Genomic DNA, 17922 nt, shown 5'->3' on the forward strand with positions numbered 1-17922 from the left:
ATTCAACGAGCATCTACAGTTTCACCTCATCGTCAAAAGGTACTCAGCATGACTGCAATCTCCCCAAAGGCATCTTCAACGCTTCCCAATTTTTCCGCAGGAATTCAATATTTTGGTGAAGCTTTACCAGATTTTGAAACTTATGGTGCAACTCCTGCTATTGAGTCGGGCAAAATCGCGATCGCATCACCCACAGAACCGAATGCTGTATATCAAACTTTACTGGCTGCCGATGCCCTCCGTTACCTGATTTTGCAAGTTACTGCTACTAAAGCTTCTGGGCATCCCGGCGGATTCGCCAGCCAAGCAGAAGCTTACGCCTCGCTTGTCATGCTGGGATACAAGAACATTATTACCGAAGTCGGACACCACGCCCCTGGATTTTATTGTGCTATGTTCTTGGATCGTTCCCTAGAGGACATGGGAATTTTTACAGTCCAACAATTGCGCGATCGCTTCCGAGAAAAGCACGGATTATTAGGACATCTTTCTGGTTTCATTCCTGGTATTCTCGCACCTGCGGGGCCTTTGGGACAAGGGCAACACTTTGCAATGGCGGCTGCACTATTGCACAAAGATAAGTTATTTCCCTTTACAGTTGGAGATGGGGGATTGGGTGAGCCTTATATTGTCAGTGCGATCGCCCACTTTCATACTGCTTATCCTGCTGTCACCAACTTCTTGCCGGTGCTGGTGTGGAACGGTTACAGCCAAGAACACCACAGCATGGTTTCCCTGAAAACCAATGAACAAATGCAAGCATATTGGCGAGGTAACGGTTTTGATGAAGTCGTATTAGTGGATGCCAAAGATTTCGACGATCAAAACCAGCCAGGGGATTACATTGATAGTACTGCCTTTTCTTTTGAGAAGCGCCTAGAATTTACTCAAGCAGTACTTTCCGGCGTAGATAAAGCAGCGCGATCGGCCCTTGGTGGTAAACTTACTGTCTTCATCATTAAACAACTCAAAGGTGCAGGAGTCCACGCGCGGGGTGCAAAATCTCACAACCTCTATCCTAAAGATACGTTGGATGCGCCGCATATTATTAGTGCATTGCAAACCCGTGCTTTGTCTGCGGAAGCTTGGCAATTAGTCAGAACAAATGCAGAACGCGCCGGTGGTGGGCCAGCAGCAAAAACTGTGGTGACAGAATTTGAATTCCCATTACCAGAATTAGGTGAATTACCTTTAGAAGAATATGCAGTCGGTGGCGAACCCAAAGTTTCCACAACTGCGATGGGACGATTGGTAGGAATAGTTGGAAATAAAGATCAAAATTTCCTTGTCACCAACGCCGATGGTAATGAAGCATCTGGAATTGCTAACATCAACCAAGCATTAAAGATTATCCACCCCACAACCGACGACTTATATAATCAAGCGCCAAATGGACAAGTTTATGAACCATTGAGTGAAGATGCTTGTGCCGGTTTAGCTGCGGGTTTGGCGTTAATGGGTGCGAGAACTTTGTGGTGTTCCTACGAATCTTTTGCCATCAACGGAGTACCAATTTGGCAAACTGTTACTCAAGCAATGGCAGAATTGCGGCGTCCCACACCCTCGACTGTTACTTTATTCACAGCAGGTGCATTAGAGCAAGGACGCAACGGTTGGACTCACCAACGTCCTGAAATTGAAGCTTACTTTGCTTCGCTGATGCGAAATGGAAATGTTTTTCCATTATTTCCCCCCGATGCTAACAGTATCCAAGTATGTTATGACTGGGCATTGAAAAGTAAGAATAAGGGAATTGTAATTACTGCAAGTAAATCGCCGTTGCAAATTCGCACAACTTTAGAACAAACTCGTCAAGGGTTACGCGATGGTGCAGTACTATTACATGAAGTTGCTGGCGATAAACAAGTTGTATTTGCTGTAATTGGCGATATGACATTAATGCCAGTATTTGAAGCTGCTGCTTTTTTGGAAACTGAAGGTATTGGTGCGAAGATAGTTTCTGTGATCAATCCTCGGCAATTGTACCGTAGCCATGATACGGCGTGGGATACATGTTCTGAACCTGAAGGCGGTTTCTTGGATGATGCGAAATTTGCGGAATTATTTGATGGCGATGCGTTAATTGCGGTTACAGGTGGCGCGGCGGCGGTACTCGAACCAATTTTGTTACGGAGTACAGTGAAGCGCGACACTTTTGCGTGGAAGCGTGGCGAAACTACAGCCAGTGCTGGCGAGTTGATGGCGTTTAATGGATTGACTGCTGAGGCGTTGACAAAACGTGCGATCGCGTTAGTGCATTAAAGTTAGAATAGTTTCTCGTTTTCTCGCAAATATACGTATATAAACGCTGAAAAGTTGCGTTCAATGCGTATATTTGCGTTTTTTATTTAAAAGAATTTAGCAGACAGGAGAAATAGGGGTAAATTTGCTGAAATTCGTTGACAATAACAGGTTTACGAGTTCAAAAGTTAGTTTACGAGTTCAAAAGTTAGTTTACGAGTCACAAAAGCTGCTTTACAAGTCACAAAAGCTGCTTTACGAGTCGCAAAAGCTAGTTTACGAGTCGCAAAAGCTGGTTTACGAGTCGCAAAAGCTGGTTTACGAGTCGCAAAAGCTGGTTTACGAGTTCAAAAGCTGATTTCCAAGCCAGGACAAAGCACGATACATTTTATGGAAAACATGGCGTTTAATGGATTAACTGTGGAGGCTTGATGAAAGGTGCGATCGCGTTAGTGCATTAAAGCTGGAGGCAATCTAATGTGATGCTCCTACCTAAGTGTTTTACTGGATAAAAGCTAGTTAAAAATACAGACTCTCCATATTCAATTAAAGCAATATTATTTAAGGAATATTACCCTTAACCTTTCTGTTCTTCATAACACATAATTTTTAGTTGTAGTGCTGAATAAAACTGCGACTGTTGATTATGGAAAATTTAATCCAAGCGATAAAATACCCAGTACCTAGCGACATGAAGGAATGTTTTGAAAAATTAGTAAAACGTCCTTACAATAATCATATTAAGACAGATGCTTGGCAGACAGAAATACTAAATACAACTGCCGAATATCATAGAAAATCTATTTTAGAACAAGGAACAGCAGATTTTAGTGTATCTTTTAATGAACTAAATCCTGTTGCCAAAGTCTTACTATACTGCTATCAATATATGCAGATGCACGTAATGAGTAGCTATCATATTTTTTGCAAGCACTGGGATTTATTTAATGGTTATGTTTCCTCCGATAGCGATCCATACTTCTATAACCCATCTCCACTATTTATTGATTTTGGTTGTGGCCCACTAAGTTCGGGTTTAGCATTCGCCCATGCATATATGCAGTTTATTGGTTGTAAAAATAGAATAGCTTTTCATTACATTGGAATTGATCGAGCTAAACCTATGCTTAAGAAAGCAAAAGAATTTAGTTTAGGTAGACACTTCAGTAAAGATAGCACCTTTGATTTTTTAGAAAGCTATAATGATCTTGTAGGTATGATAAGTAAGTATATATCGCAACAGCCTGATATATTAATTATTTTAAATTTCTCCTATTTTTTTGCAAGTACATCACTTAACGTACAAGATTTAGTAGCTATAGTAAGAACTATATTGATGCATTACAAATCCAATCAAGTATATGTTGTATTTCAAAACCCACAAGTAGAAACTAAAAATATTAAATGGCATCAATTTAGAAGTTCATTACCACAGTTTGAGAGCGTAATAAATGGCTCGTTAAAAGAAGAAATATTTTATGAATATACTATGAATGACTATAATGATTATAAGCCTGTACAATTGTACTACGATTTATTAAGAATAAAATAGTATGAAAACGAAGAATAATAAAGCTAGTAACAGTACTAATAATCACCAAATAAATACAGTTAAATCAAGCCCAGACATACAGCAACTAGAGCTAAATTTAGTCTTTGAGGTTTCCAAACAAGATAGTTCTTATAAGATTGTCGAAATTAATGAGATAAATGGACTGAAATATATCCCCGAATTTATAACTCAATCAAAGCATGATTACCTTCTACAAAAGCTAGACGATAAGTGTTGGCTGTCAGACTTCAAAAGAAGGGTGCAGCACTATGGCTACAAGTATAATTATAAGGCTCGAATAATTGATACTTCCATGCAAATAGGCGCCTTACCAGATTGGGCATTAGAGTTAGCATACAAGCTATATGAAAATAATTTGATTGATACACTACCCGACCAAGTTATTGTGAATGAATATTTACCGGGTCAAGGTATCACTAGTCATATTGATTGTGTTCCTTGTTTCACTGACACAATTATTTCTCTAAGTCTAGGCTCTTTTTGTATTATGAATTTTACAAACGTTTTAACAGGTGAAAAAATACCTATACTGCTTGAACCTAAAAGTATAGTAATCCTCAAAGAGGATGCTAGATACAAATGGACTCACAGCATTGCTCCTAGAAAAGTTGATAAGTTTCAAGGACAAGTGATAAGACGAGAACGCCGAGTTTCATTAACTTTTAGAAAAGTTATTTTAGCAGGGTAAGCGCATCATAGTCTGCAAGAAGAATTATTTACGATTTTTAATTTAGAACTTCACCATACTGCTCGAATTCTTGAATTAATGGAAAAATATGCTGATCTTCCAATGGATTTGGCTGATGCTTCCCTAGTAATTTTAGCAGAACATTTAGGGCATGGACGCATTTTTTCAGTAGATTAGCGTGACTTTAATACCTATCGCTGGAAGCAAAGTTATCCTTTTGAAAATTTCCTATTTTGAAGTAATTATAAATTTATCAGCCGCGATCGCACAATTTATTTTCTACCAATGGGACGTATTTGTATGCTGTGGAGTGAAACAACTGCCACAGTTTCCCCATCTAATGTGACAAATTCAACCTCATATCCTTTCCCACGCTGATGCACTAAAACAACTGTACCTATATCACCCTCTTCTAAACTATGTTCTGGGAGATCGCTAGTCAAAATAACCCGATCAAGTTCTTGAATCACAGCTATCAATCTTGCAGCCTCAGCCAACTATAATATACGTTTGAAAAGTATTTTTGGTAACATCTAAGTCTCAGAAACCTAACCCCCCTAGCCGCCCTTTCCTTGTAGTAAAGGGGGGTTTCAAAGCCTCTCCCCGAAGCGGAGAGAGGTTTAAAGAGGGGTTTCTAGTATACTTTGCGACTTTTCAAACAACCTCTTAGAGTAAATGTAAGGATTCAGGTCGAAAATTAAAGTATCAAAAATGGAACGTAAAAATCAGGGTTAACTATCCAGGTCTTTGTTCATGATTGCGATACCTTAACCTTTGTGTCCCCTTTGTCAATACCCCACCACCTGAATCCTTACCCAAAAACTGTTGAGAATATTACAGAACCGTACAACTATAACCATTTAAGGTGAAACTATTTATTTTCCACAATGATAGTTATGTCATCTATTTCGGGAGTATAAATAATTCTCTTCACTAACCATGTTTTGTTTTTTAATTGTACTTCTTCACCTACTCTCGGAATAAACTGTAAGTTATAATACTTACCTAGAAATTCTTTTGCATTGCCTTTCCAAAAAATTGTTCTTGTCAGTTCACCAGTTTTGTTACTCATTTTTCTTCCTCCTAATATTATTTATTTCTTGCAATTTGTTCATCCTAGAAAAAACTGTTTAAGCAGTTTCACTCAGTAATCGCAGAATAAATTGGAGTGGAATTTCTACCCGATCGGAGCGATTATTTAGTTCATTGCCTACTGCATCAATCGCTTGCTCTAGAAGATAGGCAAAAAGCAGCACATCTAGTTCTTGTGTTGTCTTTGGCAGGAAAGATTCTTGACTAGCAGTTTCTAAATAAGAATTGAGAAAGCTAGTACTCACCCAGGTATACCAAAACTGTCCCCATTGTTCTAGAAGGGGTAAATTTTCAGGTAGGATCATCCCAGATTCTTTTTGATAGCCTAAAGCTTCGTTAACTGCATAGTTGAAAGATAGTAACATTCCTGCTACATCTCGTAGAGGCGATCGCTTTATGCGTCGTTCGCTTAAACTGCGATCTACTTCGCCTTCAAAATCAGCAATAATAAAGTCTTTTCCTGTGTAAAATACTTGCGATAAATGGTAGTTTCCATGATGACGAGTCCGCAATGCAGTAATTTTTTGCCCGACAACTAACTGAAAGCGTTCTAAGATTTTCTGTTGGTTATTAAGAACTTCTAATGCTAATGGTTGAGTATCGGTTGGCAAGTATTTTACTCGTTCTTTTAACAACCGAAATACTTGTCCAGTTAAGTTACGTGCATTTTGATATATCGAACGTTGATAAAGTGATGAAAAAGATTCTGGAGCAAAGTCTGAGCTATCTATATTTGTAGCCAGCGCTATATGGAATTCAGCTGTGGATTTACCCAATAGTTCAACACTTTGCAGGTAAGAAGTGATAGTTGCAATTGCTAATTCTGGAATCTCAATTCTCTGTAAATCCAACAAGAAACCTGATGGCAGAGGCACTTCGGTAATAGTGGCGTGTTCTGTGGTCACTAAATCAAAGTAGTTTTGCAAACTATCAAGAGTATAGTCCCAGCCACTACGGCTATCTAGAATATACTCTTGTAATATGCCTATAGTCGTGGGTAGGGCAGTTTTATTGCCTGTTTTATTTGCACGGCGGTACTCTAAAGCACCAGCTAGGAAAACTGAGTGTTGCAAGCGTTTTTTCTGGTATAGAAAACGCCGGATTTCTAAATCTGGCTGCAAACCCTCTTCGACTTTGCGAAAGAGTTTTAACAACAAGCGATCGCCATAAACTATATAAGTATTGGTTTGTTCTTCTTTATTCAGAACAATCGGCTCATGATTGGTTAACTGTCGGCGCAATTCGGAGAATGAATCAGTAGTAGTGCCAAATAATTCTCCGGTTATTCCTTGATAAGAGTGATGATTAGCGATCGCATTATCTAGCAGTGAGGTGAGAAAGTTCTTGTCTGCTAAAGCATCAAATAAAATTCCACCTTCTTGAGTATTGGGTGGAGGAGTGTCTGTTTTGCCTTGCACCCCAAGCCGTGCAATTACAGCTTGCGGCATTTCTGCTAAAAGATGTGTTGCTTGCTCACCCTCTGCATAGGCGAGAAATAACAGATAAGTTTCGTGGTTTCCCTGGCTATAATCTACCTGCAACCAAACAATTTGAGCTATCTGCTGGTTATAGGGTAAAGAAATCGCTTCAATGATTTGTACTGATTGTACAGTCTGAGTTTTACCGCCAAACCAGCTGCAGGTATAGAGGTAATCCCGCAGTGTTGATTCTAGAATGCTTTTTGACTCTCGTTGCAAAATCACATTCTGCCATGAACCATTTACCAGCAAATAGCTCAAGTCTGCTTGAGGTTTAAGAGGTTGAGTTGAGCTAGGTTTGCGTTGTAAGGTGAACCAGTAAAACCCGTAAGGACTTAAGCTGAGGAAATAAGGCGATTCTGTAATCGGTGGGAACTCAGTAGAACCAAAAATTTCTACTGGTAATAACCCATTGAAGCTTGATAAATCTAACGCTACCGTTTGCACATAATGAGATAAATTTGCTACTACCAAGATATATTCTTCAGAGGCGATCCGGCTGAAGGCGAAAACTTTGCGATTATTAGACTGTAGCAATTCAAAACGCCCTTCACCCAATGCCGGAAACCGTTTGCGAGTCGCAATTAAACGTTTCATCCAATACCAGAGAGAATTGGTATTAGTCCGTTGTGCCTCGACGTTGAGTGCTTCGTAGTGATATTCTGAGTCAACGATCACGGGTAGATACAAGCGTTGCGGGTTGGTGCGACTAAAACCGGCATTGCGGTCAGAACTCCACTGCATAGGTGTGCGAACACCATTGCGATCGCCTAGATAAACGTTATCTCCCATGCCAATTTCATCACCGTAGTAAAGTACGGGGGTTCCTGGCAGAGATAACAGTAAACTATTGAGTAACTCAATTTGGCGGCGGTCATTGCCTAAAAGCGGCGCTAATCTGCGGCGGATGCCTAAATTTACCCGCATCACTGGGTCTTGTGCATAAACCCCATACATAAAATCGCGGTCTTCATCTGTCACCATTTCTAGAGTCAGTTCGTCATGGTTGCGGAGGAACAATGCCCACTGACAGTTATCAGGAATGGATGGAGTTTGTTGGAGAATATCTACGATCGGAAAATTATCTTCCATCCGCAATGCCATAAACAAGCGCGGCATTAGGGGAAAATGAAAGTTCATGTGACACTCATCCCCGTTACCGTAATATTGCGCTGCATCTTCAGGCCATTGGTTCGCCTCAGCTAGTAACATCCGGTTAGGAAATTTCGCGTCGATGTGCGATCGCAACTCCTTCAAATACACATGGGTTTCGGGTAAGTTTTCGCAGTTCGTTCCTTCCCGTTCGTATAGATAAGGTACAGCATCCATACGTAATCCATCTACACCCATCTCCAACCAAAAATCTAGAACATCAAATACTGCCTGGCGCACCGCAGGATTGTCATAATTCAAATCAGGCTGATGGGAATAGAAACGATGCCAGCAATAAGCTTTGGCAACTGAATCCCAAGCCCAGTTAGATGTCTCAAAATCTTGAAAGATAATTCGTGCTTCTTGGTATTTTTCAGGAGTATCACTCCAAACATAAAAATCTCGCTCCTGACTCCCTTTTGGGGAGCGACGTGCTCTTTGAAACCAAGGATGTTGGTCAGAGGTATGGTTAATAATTAACTCAATAATTACACGAATACCGCGCTGATGAGCAGCGCTCAAAAACGCTTTAAAGTCTTCCAACGTGCCATAGATAGGATTGATACTAGTGTAATCGGCAATATCGTAACCATCATCCTTGAGTGGTGAAGGAAAAAAAGGTAACAACCAAATAGCAGTAACACCTAAATCTTGTAAATAGTCTAGTTTTTCTGTCAGCCCTGGAAAATCACCAATACCATCACCATTACTGTCAGCAAATGTGCGAACACCTAGTTCGTAGATAATTGCATTTTTGAACCATAATGAGTCATCTTTCAAGCTGGAGTTTGGCATTATTTTAAAAAGATATGCGCTCGCATATCTAATAGAACTATATTTTTACTTGATACAATCGCTGAGATTATCAGCTTATTTATCTTACACGAGTAATGTTTACACTTTCTTACTTAAGTAAGGAAACTATCAAACGAGCTATATTTAGTCATAAATAATCATACTAACTGCGTATATACATATAGCAGTTTTCATTTGCATGAAGTACAAAGTTACGGGTTTTGAGGCAGAAGGCAGAAGCTTTTTATAGCAGATGGCCGATCGCGATCGCCTGCTTAACGCTTATTTCTACCAATTTTTCCTTTGGCTGCTGGTTTAGTTGTTCTGGCTCTATAGCAGTCCTAAATGAGTTATGAACAAAAAGATTCCCGACTTCTTGAAGAAGTCGGGGATCTGAGGCTCTCGATGTTTGCAAATCAAATAGGATTGCTATAGTTCTGGTGGCAGGTCTTTGTTGATGATTGCGATACTCTAACCTTTATGTCCCCTTTGTCAATACCCACCATCTGAATCTTTACGAGTAAATATAGCAGTCCTAAACCTGACATTTACTTTTAGTGCAAAGCTTTTCATGAATATTTAACTGTCAAATTAATGTCGGCTAGGATGTATCCCTGTCTATCATCAGATTTCATCCTTATAGATTTGTTTACTTTCTGAAAGCTTCTTGTCACTCTTTAGGAAGAGACCAAAGTTTGATGGTTTTGTCGGCACTGCTGCTGGCTATCATATTTCCATGCGGTGTGAAAACTACTGACCGCACGCCTCGCTCATGCCCGATCAAATTCTCCAAGAGTTTGCCTTCAGGCAACCCCCATAACTTGATAGTGCTATCATTGCTACCACTAGCTAATCTCTTGCCATCGGGACTGAAAGCCACTGACCACACAACTCCTGAATGTCCATTTAGGGAGTGCAACAATTTACCAGTGGGCATTTGCCAGAGTTTGACTGTCCTATCAGCACTGCCACTCGCTAAAGTCCGTCCATCAGGGCTAAAAGTCACTGAGCGCACGGCTTGTGAATGAGCATTCAGGGTTTTTAGAACAGCACCATCCATGAGCCGCCAAATTTTGAGTGTCCCACTCTCATTGCCACTAGCTAAGGTCTGCCCATCCGGACTAAAAGCAACAGTTCTTACCCACTTTCCATCCGATAACTGATGAACTTGTACGCCAGTCTGCACGTTCCAGATGCGGATGGTTGTGTCAGCACTACCACTGGCTAACCACTTTCCGTTGGGGCTGATGGCAACGGCTTCTACATCATCTGTATGGCCATCTAGAGTACGAAGCAGTTGCCCCGTCTCTAAATTCCAGAGTTTAATACGGTTATCCCAACTACCACTAGCGAGCAGCTTGCTATCTGGACTGATGGCAAGGCTTACCACTGCATCGCCGTGTCCTTCTAAAGTATAGAGTAAGGTGTTACTAGGCAGATCCCAAATTTTGATTTTTTTATCGTAACTGCCACTGGCGAGGAAGCGTCCATTAGGGCTGATTGCCAATGCGTAAACCCAAGTTGAATCTCCTTGGACAGAACGTAAAGGTTGAGTGGTTGCAACAGAGATAGTAGCAACACTAGCGTTTCGGAAGGAAGACAATAGGTTAGCACAACTGCTACTACCAACCAAGATCGTTAGGGTGCTGATTGCCAATGCTGCTGAAGATTTCCAGGTAATTTGTTTCGATCTCATAACAGGACATTCCTTGTGCGAGTGGGAGAATAATCTGATTTGCACCCACTGCGTAACGGTGTCGGAGACTAGCGGTACTATAGAGTAATTTTTTCTGGAATTTGAGATGAGAACGCTTTTCCTTTCGCTTTTTGTTGTTTATTTTGATGTTCAATCCAGCGTCGCATCAGAAATAAAAGGGTTGTCGTGACAATCCCTACTAGCCCAATCGGGGTTAAATAGCTCCAATGCTCTAACATTTTGTCCCAAACGTGCCAAGTGAGCAGGAACATAGCTAAGTAAGTCAGGGTATGTAATCGCTTCCAATTTTTTTTCAGTCTTTTGACACTCCAGTCATTAGAAGTAATTGCCAATAGGGTAAAAATTATGAAGGTAGATATACCTTGGATATAAATCCAATAGGTATTGGGATCTAAAAAATCAAGGTCTCTCTTTTTCACTAAGAGGAAACCGTGAAGCAAAGCCAAGCAGAAAGCCAGAATACCGATAAGTCGTCGATATTTCAACAGCCATTTGGGAAAGTTCGCTTGTTTAGTTTGAGGAAAAATGATTCTAAGATTCGTGGGCATTAAGGTGAGAATATAAGCTCCTAAAGCTATAAATCCCAGGCTGTTTTCTAACGGTGCTGTATCGATTGCTGCCATGACCAATCCTCCTTAATTTTTCAATAAAAGCCACTTTTTTATAAGCTAAATATTTCCTACACCCACATCAGCGAGTCAGGTCAAAGCTTACCAGCGTAAAATTGGTATATTTATTTGAACCGCGTCCATTTTGAAACCTGGAGTTTTAAGGAGAGTATATTAATCAGCCTTGGCTTGAGTTTTGTGCTTTACCCTGATGACAAAAAACTACAGTTTTCAAGGTAGACGAGGTTTAATTCCAGTGCTAACTGAGTTAAAGGGGGAGATTTACTGACTCATTTCTGACTTGTGACTACTTTTGTTATGATTTTTATCGTGTAAGAATTGAACAGTCGTCATGAGAGGATGTTTGTAAAACTTGGGTACTTCTGTAGAACTATCTACGCCTAATTAGATATTTATGCAGTTTTGCAAAAACTGGGGTCAAATTTGTAGGGCAGCAGAAGCGGATTTGCCAGAATCAGAGTAAACGCTTCAGTAATCCTAGCGCGATCTTCTGAGAGAGAATCTCGCGCTTCAATTTCTGCTGAGTTGCACTCAAAGTCTTTTGAGAACTCCACAGAATGATTGATCTAGGTTATGGGGGGCAATTGTTGGCTCAAAAAGAATTGGGATGGGATAGAAATATTATCCGTAAAGGAATCAAAGAATAAACAACTGGGATTACTTGTATAGATAATTATTCTTTATAAAGGGCGCTGGAAGGCAGAAGAACACTTACCAAACCTTTTGGAAGATATTAAGAAACTGGTTGATTCTCACTCGCCAAACTGATCCAAGTTTTAAAAGTCAGAGATTGTATACACGCTTCACAGCCTCTGAAGTACGAAAGCTATTAATTTGACAAGTTTGGTTACAGTATTGACCAGTTACCAACTGAAGAAACAATTCGTGTGAAATTAAACTATTTAGGTTATCGACTCAAACGAGTAGCAAAAGTTTTACTTCAAAAAAAATACCAGAAACTGACGCAATTTTTGAACAACTAGCACTCTTTTAATGAATCGGCTTTAAATGATAAGAGTATTTTACGTCTTAGTCTTGATGCCAAAGCCCGTGTGGATATTGGTTCATTTGATCGAGGAGGCAGAAACCGAGCTTTAACTAAGACTGAACGGTACTAGTGTTGCAGTTGCAGACAATTACACTTTAGTAACAAACAATACTCGTCACTACAGCTGTATTTCTAATTTACAGTTGGAAAACGGGATTTTATCTTAAAAATATTAAGTATTTTACACTTTTGACTTAACTGCTTGCTGTGATGCTTGTATCTGAGGCATACTCCAGTCGGGACGCAAGCTAGCGGCGTTGCGTAAATAAATATGATGAATTGAGGCGGAGGTTGGCAGATAAGCGTGAATTAAGAAGCGAATACAGCGCTGTAAGCTGCCTTCGACGTGCATTTGCTGCACATCCAACATAGCTACATTATCCCAACCAGGACGCGCTCTTGCGATCGCAGCTGGAAAAACTGCATCCAAATCGCGTGTTACTGTAAAAGTCACACTAATGATGTCCCTAATCTGGAATTGATTCCAGTTTTCTAGTTCATCTAGTAGTTCTGTCACCACTTCTCGGATTGTCTCAACAGTATTTTCTGAAGCGGTTGTTGCTCCGCGAATAGCCCGCATTTGCCAGTCCACGCCAAAATCCTCCTTAAAACACAAAGGTGAAGAGTTAGGAGTTGAGAATGAGAAGTTAAGATTTTTAACTCATAACTTTTCATTCATAACCAAAGGCGGAGCGTCTCCAGCTCCGCTCCTAACTCATATTAGGGTCGATATAACCACAGAGGTAAACCACTAGTAGACATTTCAAATTCGAGCCAATCAATACCAGCCCCAATTCCTGATGAAAATTGACGACTCCCTGGTACGAAGCGGCTCAAAAAAGGTTTACGCTCTTCTAGGGTATAGCAGAGAGTTTTTTCTGGATCGAGACCAACCAGTTCTGCTGTCCAGCGACGGGCATCTTCTTCTGTGCCCAGGCGGTCTACAACACCCAAGGCTAGAGCTTGCTGTCCAGTAAAAATCCGCCCATCAGCGAAACTTTTCACAGCTTCTACTGTTAAAGAACGACCCTCAGCTACTGTTTGGACAAACTGCTGATAACTTGTGTCAATCAACTCTTGCAGGATATTTTCTTCTGGTTGAGTCAGTTCCCGGTCAAAAGCCAAAATGTCTTTGTAAGGGCCAGACTTAATTACCTGGAAGGAAACACCGATTTTTTCTAGCAAGCGTTCCAAGTTATTCCCACGCAGAATCACACCAATACTACCCGTAATCGTACCTGGGTTGGCGACGATGTGTTCGGCTCCCATGCCGATGTAGACTCCTCCAGAAGCCGAAATATTGCCAAAGCTAGCGACAATTTTGATTTTTTCGCGCAAACGCTTCAGGGCACTGTAGATTTCTTGAGAATCTCCGACTGTACCGCCAGGGCTATCGATACGTAGCAATAATGCCGGAAACTTTTTTTCTTCTACAGTTTTCAGCGCTTCTAGGACGCGTTTGCGAGTAGCACCGGCGATCGCACCAGTAATTTCAATCCGCGCAATTTGTTTTCTAAACTTGGGCTTAAACGGCCAAACCATGAGCTGTCAACATACCTCGTAATAAATTCAATATTAAGATGCCTAACGGTCAGACGACCTGCTTTCCTCTGTTAAGAAACATGAGCAGGCATTGTACTCATCAGGATTTTAAGGAAATTTTTATATTTTTCAGTGAGTTTTATTTGATATTCTCGATTAATGCTAATCAAATCCTTAAAGATTGCAGCTAGCACGAAATGCCAAACTCTAGTTTAGCGTTAACGTGATGATTTAGAAAGGCTCTTTTAGCTATTTTGCCAAATTAAAAGTTCTCAATGCCTTGTTATTCTGGCTTTTTGAATGTTTGAGGACTGGTTTACTATGGTCGCGCACGTTTACTAGTTGTCAGTAATTAATAACTAATAACTAATGAATATATAAATATTTAATCAATCACTTCGACAGTTAATTTAATTAATAAAAATCCATTCAGCAACACTAATCTCTAGTTAAGTTAAGATCAGTAGTACTTTCACTCTTGGAAATATCATTTATTCCTGTCTTCTATAGCCTAATAATCTCCTGATGAAGCTATTTTTACTACTTAAGAATCTATCCGTAAAATTTGATATCGGTAGTAGACAAACATATCAAACAGTGCCCCAACGAAACTACAGGTCAAGCTAATTACAAATAATCCGCGTAGGGGAGTTCCACTGCCGAAGGTGGCGAGAAAATGCATAATCTCAGTTGCGATCGCCTCAGTTAACTCTTGTAAGCCAGGGAAGTAACCAATGAGGGATAGAAGGAGGAATCCGCCGCCAATGAAAAAGAGGGGAACGACAAAACTAAAAATGATTGTGAGTACTAGGGAGCGGAGAAAGTTAGTGAAAATAGTCATTTAAGACAAACTCCGTGGTAGAGATGACAAAAGCAAGATAGCGGTTTGTCATTTTCTACAATACGAGCGATCGCTCCAAAGCAGCGAATCTGTCAAGAATCTTAAGTTTTCATTAAAATAAACGGCTAGCAGTTACAGCCCATGCTGGGGATACAAAAAGTGACTGAAATCTACAAAAACCTTGGAAAATGGAGGTTATAGCCAAGCGTACTACTTAGGGATTGCTTTGCAGCACATTTAATAAGAGCTTCATTTTCTGAGACCATTTTTAATCTAAGTTAATATTCAGCCTTCTTAGGGTAGTGGGGAGATGAGGGCAGGGGAGCAGAGGAGAATAATTAATGCCCAATGCCCAATGCCCAATGCCCAATGCCCAATGCCCCATTCCCCATTCCCCATGACTTCCGCTATTCTTAAGGCAGTTACGAGTTAGCTACAGAACATTGAACCAGACTACATCCAAATCCAGTTTAGAGGAATGGAGTCAGCGGCTGCTGGCAGCGATTTTTCTGGGTGGACAAGTACTAGTTCACCTATTGAGAGGCAAAATCCATCGGCGCAACACTTTAGAACAAATGGCAGCAGTTGGGCCAGATTCCCTATTTATTGCTCTATTTACCGCTATTTTCGTTGGCGCGGTGTTTACCATTCAGGTGGCGCGGGAATTTATCAACTTTGGCGCCGGAAACGTTATCGGCGGAGTGCTTTCTGTAGCTTTGACACGAGAACTCTCTCCCGTGTTGACAGCAGTGGTTTTGGCAGGGCGAGTCGGTTCTGCCTTTGCAGCAGAAATCGGTACCATGCGAGTCTCAGAACAAATCGATGCCATGTTGATGTTGAGAACAGATCCAATCGATTATCTAGTTATACCCCGCGTCCTTGCTTGCTGTTTAATGCTACCAATTTTAACTCTTCTGTCTTTGGTGACAGGGATGTTCGGAGGATTCATCATTGCGACAAATATCTATAACCTGTCTGATACGGTATTTCTAGACTCAGCCCGTAACTTTCTTGGTCTCTGGGATATTTTTAGCGCCATGATTAAAGCCTGTTGTTTTGGCATTTTAATCGCTGTAATTGGTTGCAGTTGGGGGTTGACGACAACAGGAGGTGCTAAAGGTGTAGGACAGTCAACTACAACTGCTGTTGTGACTGCCTTGCTGATTATATTTGTTAGCAACTTCTTTCTTTCTTGGTTAATGTTTCAGGGGACTGGCAGTGCATTCATAGGTCTATAAAACTGATGAGTTAGGAGTGAGGAATTTTAACTCCTAACTCCTGACTCCTAAAATAGGAAAGATGCCTACTAAATAAAGCAGGATTTAAGACTGTGACCAGTTCATTTGTTTCTAACTCCACATCAACTGTGGAACTCAAGCCTAGTTACAATATACCCATAGTGTTGGTGATTGCCGCGATTCCACTACTGTTGGTACAACCTTGGGTAGGCTCCGTTTTCATGCTGTTTGGTTTGTTTCTGATGTTTCAGGCGTTAACGCTGCGTTTGCAATTTACCGCTACCGACTTAGATATTTACAGAGGCGAAAAATTGATTCGGCGCTTTCCCTACCAGGAATGGCAAAACTGGCGGATATTTTGGAATAGAGTTCCTATCTTGTTTTACTTTAAAGAAATTAAAAGTATTCACTTTTTGCCGATTTTATTTGACCCCAACACCTTGAAAACTTGCTTAGAACAACGTTGTCCGCGTATTTAGTGCTGAGTTCTGAGTCATTTTGATATAGACTCAGAACTCAGCACTCATGCTCAGGACTTTTATAGCAGGTCAATTGTAATATTTCTGAAAGCTATTTATTCGCGTCATAAGAATTACACTATTGTTTATGAACCCAGAGGCATCTCAAACCCCAGAACCAATTGATGAGCGGTTGACAGAAAAACCAGAAGAGAACAATGTAGTTGAACATCCAGTCGATCCATCAGTTGAGTCAGTGGTAGACACAAAAGCCATTAGCTCATCAGAGGACTACACAACTTTTGAGCCACTCATTTCCAATGCAGAAGTGGTAGATTCTACAGTAGAGCTAACAGAAAATTCAAATGGCGAGTTTGTCGCGCAGTTAGAAGCGGAAAATGTCGCCTTGGGGTCTGAAATAGGATCGGGAAATCATTCATTATATGCAGAAGCAGAGCAGCGAGTAACAGAGTTGCAAAGTGCTGAAGCAGCTCTCAAGTCAGAAATAGCCAAGCTGCAAGCTTCTTACGAAAAGCTTCAGGCACAGGTGAGTGAAACTCAAACCTCACTGGGGCGACTGGTGCAAGAGTCGCTAGTGCAGTTAGAACAACGCAAACAAACCCTGCAAATTTCTGTAGAACAATTAGAACGCCGTCAAGAACGTATCCGCAACGAAATGCGAACTACTTTTGCTGGTACATCCCAAGACTTGGCAATCCGGGTGCAGGGTTTTAAAGACTATCTCACGGGTAGTTTACAGGATTTGGCTTCTGCCGCCGAGCAGTTGCAACTAACGCCAAGTGTGGTGGAACGAGAAAAACCATCTGTAAAAGAGACTAAACCAGCTGAACCCCAACCTGGAATACCCCAATTTGCCCAACAGCAGTTTCAAGATACTACCAAGCAAATTCGCCGCCTAATTGACCAATACCGCAATAAACCAGATTACTACGGCCCACCGTGGCAACTACGCCGTACCTTTGAACCAATCCACGCTGAACGAATCTCCAACTGGTTTTTTACCCAAGGAGGAAGGGGTGGTTTGCGGACAATGGGTAGCCGCTTACAAAATATTCTGATTGCCTCAGCTGCAATTTCGATATTACACAAGCTCTATGGCGATCGCGTCCGTACTTTAGTTTTAGCTAATACGCCGGAGCGATTAGGTGAATGGCGGCGCGGTTTGCAAGATTGTCTAGGAATCGGTCGCCCAGATTTCGGCCCAGACCGTGGTGTGGTATTATTTGAGGCATCTGATGCTCTCGCTCAAAAAGCAGACCGATTGACGAAAGCCAATCAACTGCCTTTAATTATCATTGACGATTCCGAAGAACAAATCAGTTTGTCACTGCTGCAATTTCCCCTGTGGTTAGCCTTTGCTCCTGACCCCAAAATAGTGAGAAACTATGATGACGACTTTTAAATGAGTC

General features: G+C 41.0%; 15 protein-coding genes and 1 pseudogene. 7 read left to right on the plus strand and 9 right to left on the minus strand.

The window, feature by feature from the left end:
- Nucleotides 1-48: 48 nt before the first annotated feature.
- The 3 genes from ACFE93_RS04740 to ACFE93_RS04750 all read left to right on the plus strand — a co-directional run bounded on the left by ACFE93_RS04740 (nt 49) and on the right by ACFE93_RS04750 (nt 4502).
- Complete coding sequence (locus ACFE93_RS04740) at nt 49-2262, plus strand: phosphoketolase (RefSeq protein WP_375472246.1); 2214 nt, start codon at nt 49-51, stop codon at nt 2260-2262.
- A 625-nt stretch (nt 2263-2887) separates the two neighbouring features.
- Nucleotides 2888-3793, plus strand: coding sequence for a hypothetical protein (locus ACFE93_RS04745; RefSeq protein ID WP_375472247.1), 906 nt, complete (start codon nt 2888-2890; stop codon nt 3791-3793).
- A 1-nt stretch (nt 3794) separates the two neighbouring features.
- The gene (locus ACFE93_RS04750) at nt 3795-4502 is read left to right on the plus strand and encodes an alpha-ketoglutarate-dependent dioxygenase AlkB (RefSeq protein WP_375472248.1); all 708 of its coding nucleotides are present in this window, start codon (nt 3795-3797) and stop codon (nt 4500-4502) included.
- A gap of 272 nt (nt 4503-4774) precedes the next feature.
- On the opposite strand, the gene ACFE93_RS04755 is transcribed toward ACFE93_RS04750, so the two are convergent.
- From ACFE93_RS04755 to ACFE93_RS04780, 6 genes are all read right to left on the minus strand, one after another.
- Nucleotides 4775-4999, minus strand: a complete 225-nt coding sequence (locus ACFE93_RS04755; RefSeq protein WP_375472249.1) for a DUF4926 domain-containing protein — start codon at nt 4997-4999, stop codon at nt 4775-4777.
- Between the two features lie 374 nt (nt 5000-5373).
- Entirely contained in the window at nt 5374-5574 is a 201-nt protein-coding gene (locus ACFE93_RS04760; RefSeq protein ID WP_375472250.1) for a hypothetical protein, read from the minus strand.
- 58 nt (nt 5575-5632) lie between these two features.
- Nucleotides 5633-9019, minus strand: coding sequence for a maltose alpha-D-glucosyltransferase (gene treS / locus ACFE93_RS04765; protein WP_375472251.1), 3387 nt, complete (start codon nt 9017-9019; stop codon nt 5633-5635).
- Nucleotides 9020-9263: 244 nt separating this feature from the next.
- Nucleotides 9264-9434 (minus strand): hypothetical protein, encoded by a 171-nt coding sequence (locus ACFE93_RS04770; protein WP_375472252.1) that lies wholly within the window; start codon nt 9432-9434, stop codon nt 9264-9266.
- 255 nt (nt 9435-9689) lie between these two features.
- Nucleotides 9690-10715 (minus strand): WD40 repeat domain-containing protein, encoded by a 1026-nt coding sequence (locus ACFE93_RS04775; protein ID WP_375472253.1) that lies wholly within the window; start codon nt 10713-10715, stop codon nt 9690-9692.
- Nucleotides 10716-10792: 77 nt separating this feature from the next.
- Entirely contained in the window at nt 10793-11359 is a 567-nt protein-coding gene (locus ACFE93_RS04780) for a ferric reductase-like transmembrane domain-containing protein (RefSeq protein WP_375472254.1), read from the minus strand.
- Nucleotides 11360-11922: 563 nt separating this feature from the next.
- On the opposite strand from ACFE93_RS04780, the pseudogene ACFE93_RS04785 reads away from it, so the two are divergent.
- A pseudogene (locus ACFE93_RS04785) lies at nt 11923-12471 on the plus strand (ISAzo13 family transposase); the annotation flags it as partial.
- Between the two features lie 123 nt (nt 12472-12594).
- Here ACFE93_RS04785 and aroH read toward each other — a convergent pair.
- From aroH to ACFE93_RS04800, 3 genes are all read right to left on the minus strand, one after another.
- On the minus strand, nt 12595-13005 hold the full coding sequence (gene aroH, locus ACFE93_RS04790; RefSeq protein WP_375472255.1) for a chorismate mutase: 411 nt from the start codon (nt 13003-13005) through the stop codon (nt 12595-12597).
- Nucleotides 13006-13133: 128 nt separating this feature from the next.
- Entirely contained in the window at nt 13134-13955 is an 822-nt protein-coding gene (gene sppA, locus ACFE93_RS04795; protein ID WP_375472256.1) for a signal peptide peptidase SppA, read from the minus strand.
- Between the two features lie 544 nt (nt 13956-14499).
- On the minus strand, nt 14500-14796 hold the full coding sequence (locus ACFE93_RS04800) for a hypothetical protein (RefSeq protein WP_375472257.1): 297 nt from the start codon (nt 14794-14796) through the stop codon (nt 14500-14502).
- Nucleotides 14797-15239: 443 nt separating this feature from the next.
- Between ACFE93_RS04800 and ACFE93_RS04805 the strand changes: the two genes are divergently transcribed.
- The 3 genes from ACFE93_RS04805 (at nt 15240) to ACFE93_RS04815 (ending at nt 17915) form a co-directional block, all read left to right on the plus strand.
- Entirely contained in the window at nt 15240-16034 is a 795-nt protein-coding gene (locus tag ACFE93_RS04805) for an MlaE family lipid ABC transporter permease subunit (protein ID WP_375472258.1), read from the plus strand.
- A gap of 92 nt (nt 16035-16126) precedes the next feature.
- On the plus strand, nt 16127-16513 hold the full coding sequence (locus tag ACFE93_RS04810) for a DUF3119 family protein (protein WP_335044692.1): 387 nt from the start codon (nt 16127-16129) through the stop codon (nt 16511-16513).
- Between the two features lie 127 nt (nt 16514-16640).
- The gene (locus ACFE93_RS04815) at nt 16641-17915 is read left to right on the plus strand and encodes a DUF3086 domain-containing protein (protein WP_375472259.1); all 1275 of its coding nucleotides are present in this window, start codon (nt 16641-16643) and stop codon (nt 17913-17915) included.
- The last annotated feature ends 7 nt before the right edge of the window (nt 17916-17922 follow it).

The organism is uncultured Nostoc sp. (assembly GCF_964247315.1).
Taxonomy (GTDB): Bacteria; Cyanobacteriota; Cyanobacteriia; order Cyanobacteriales; family Nostocaceae; genus Nostoc.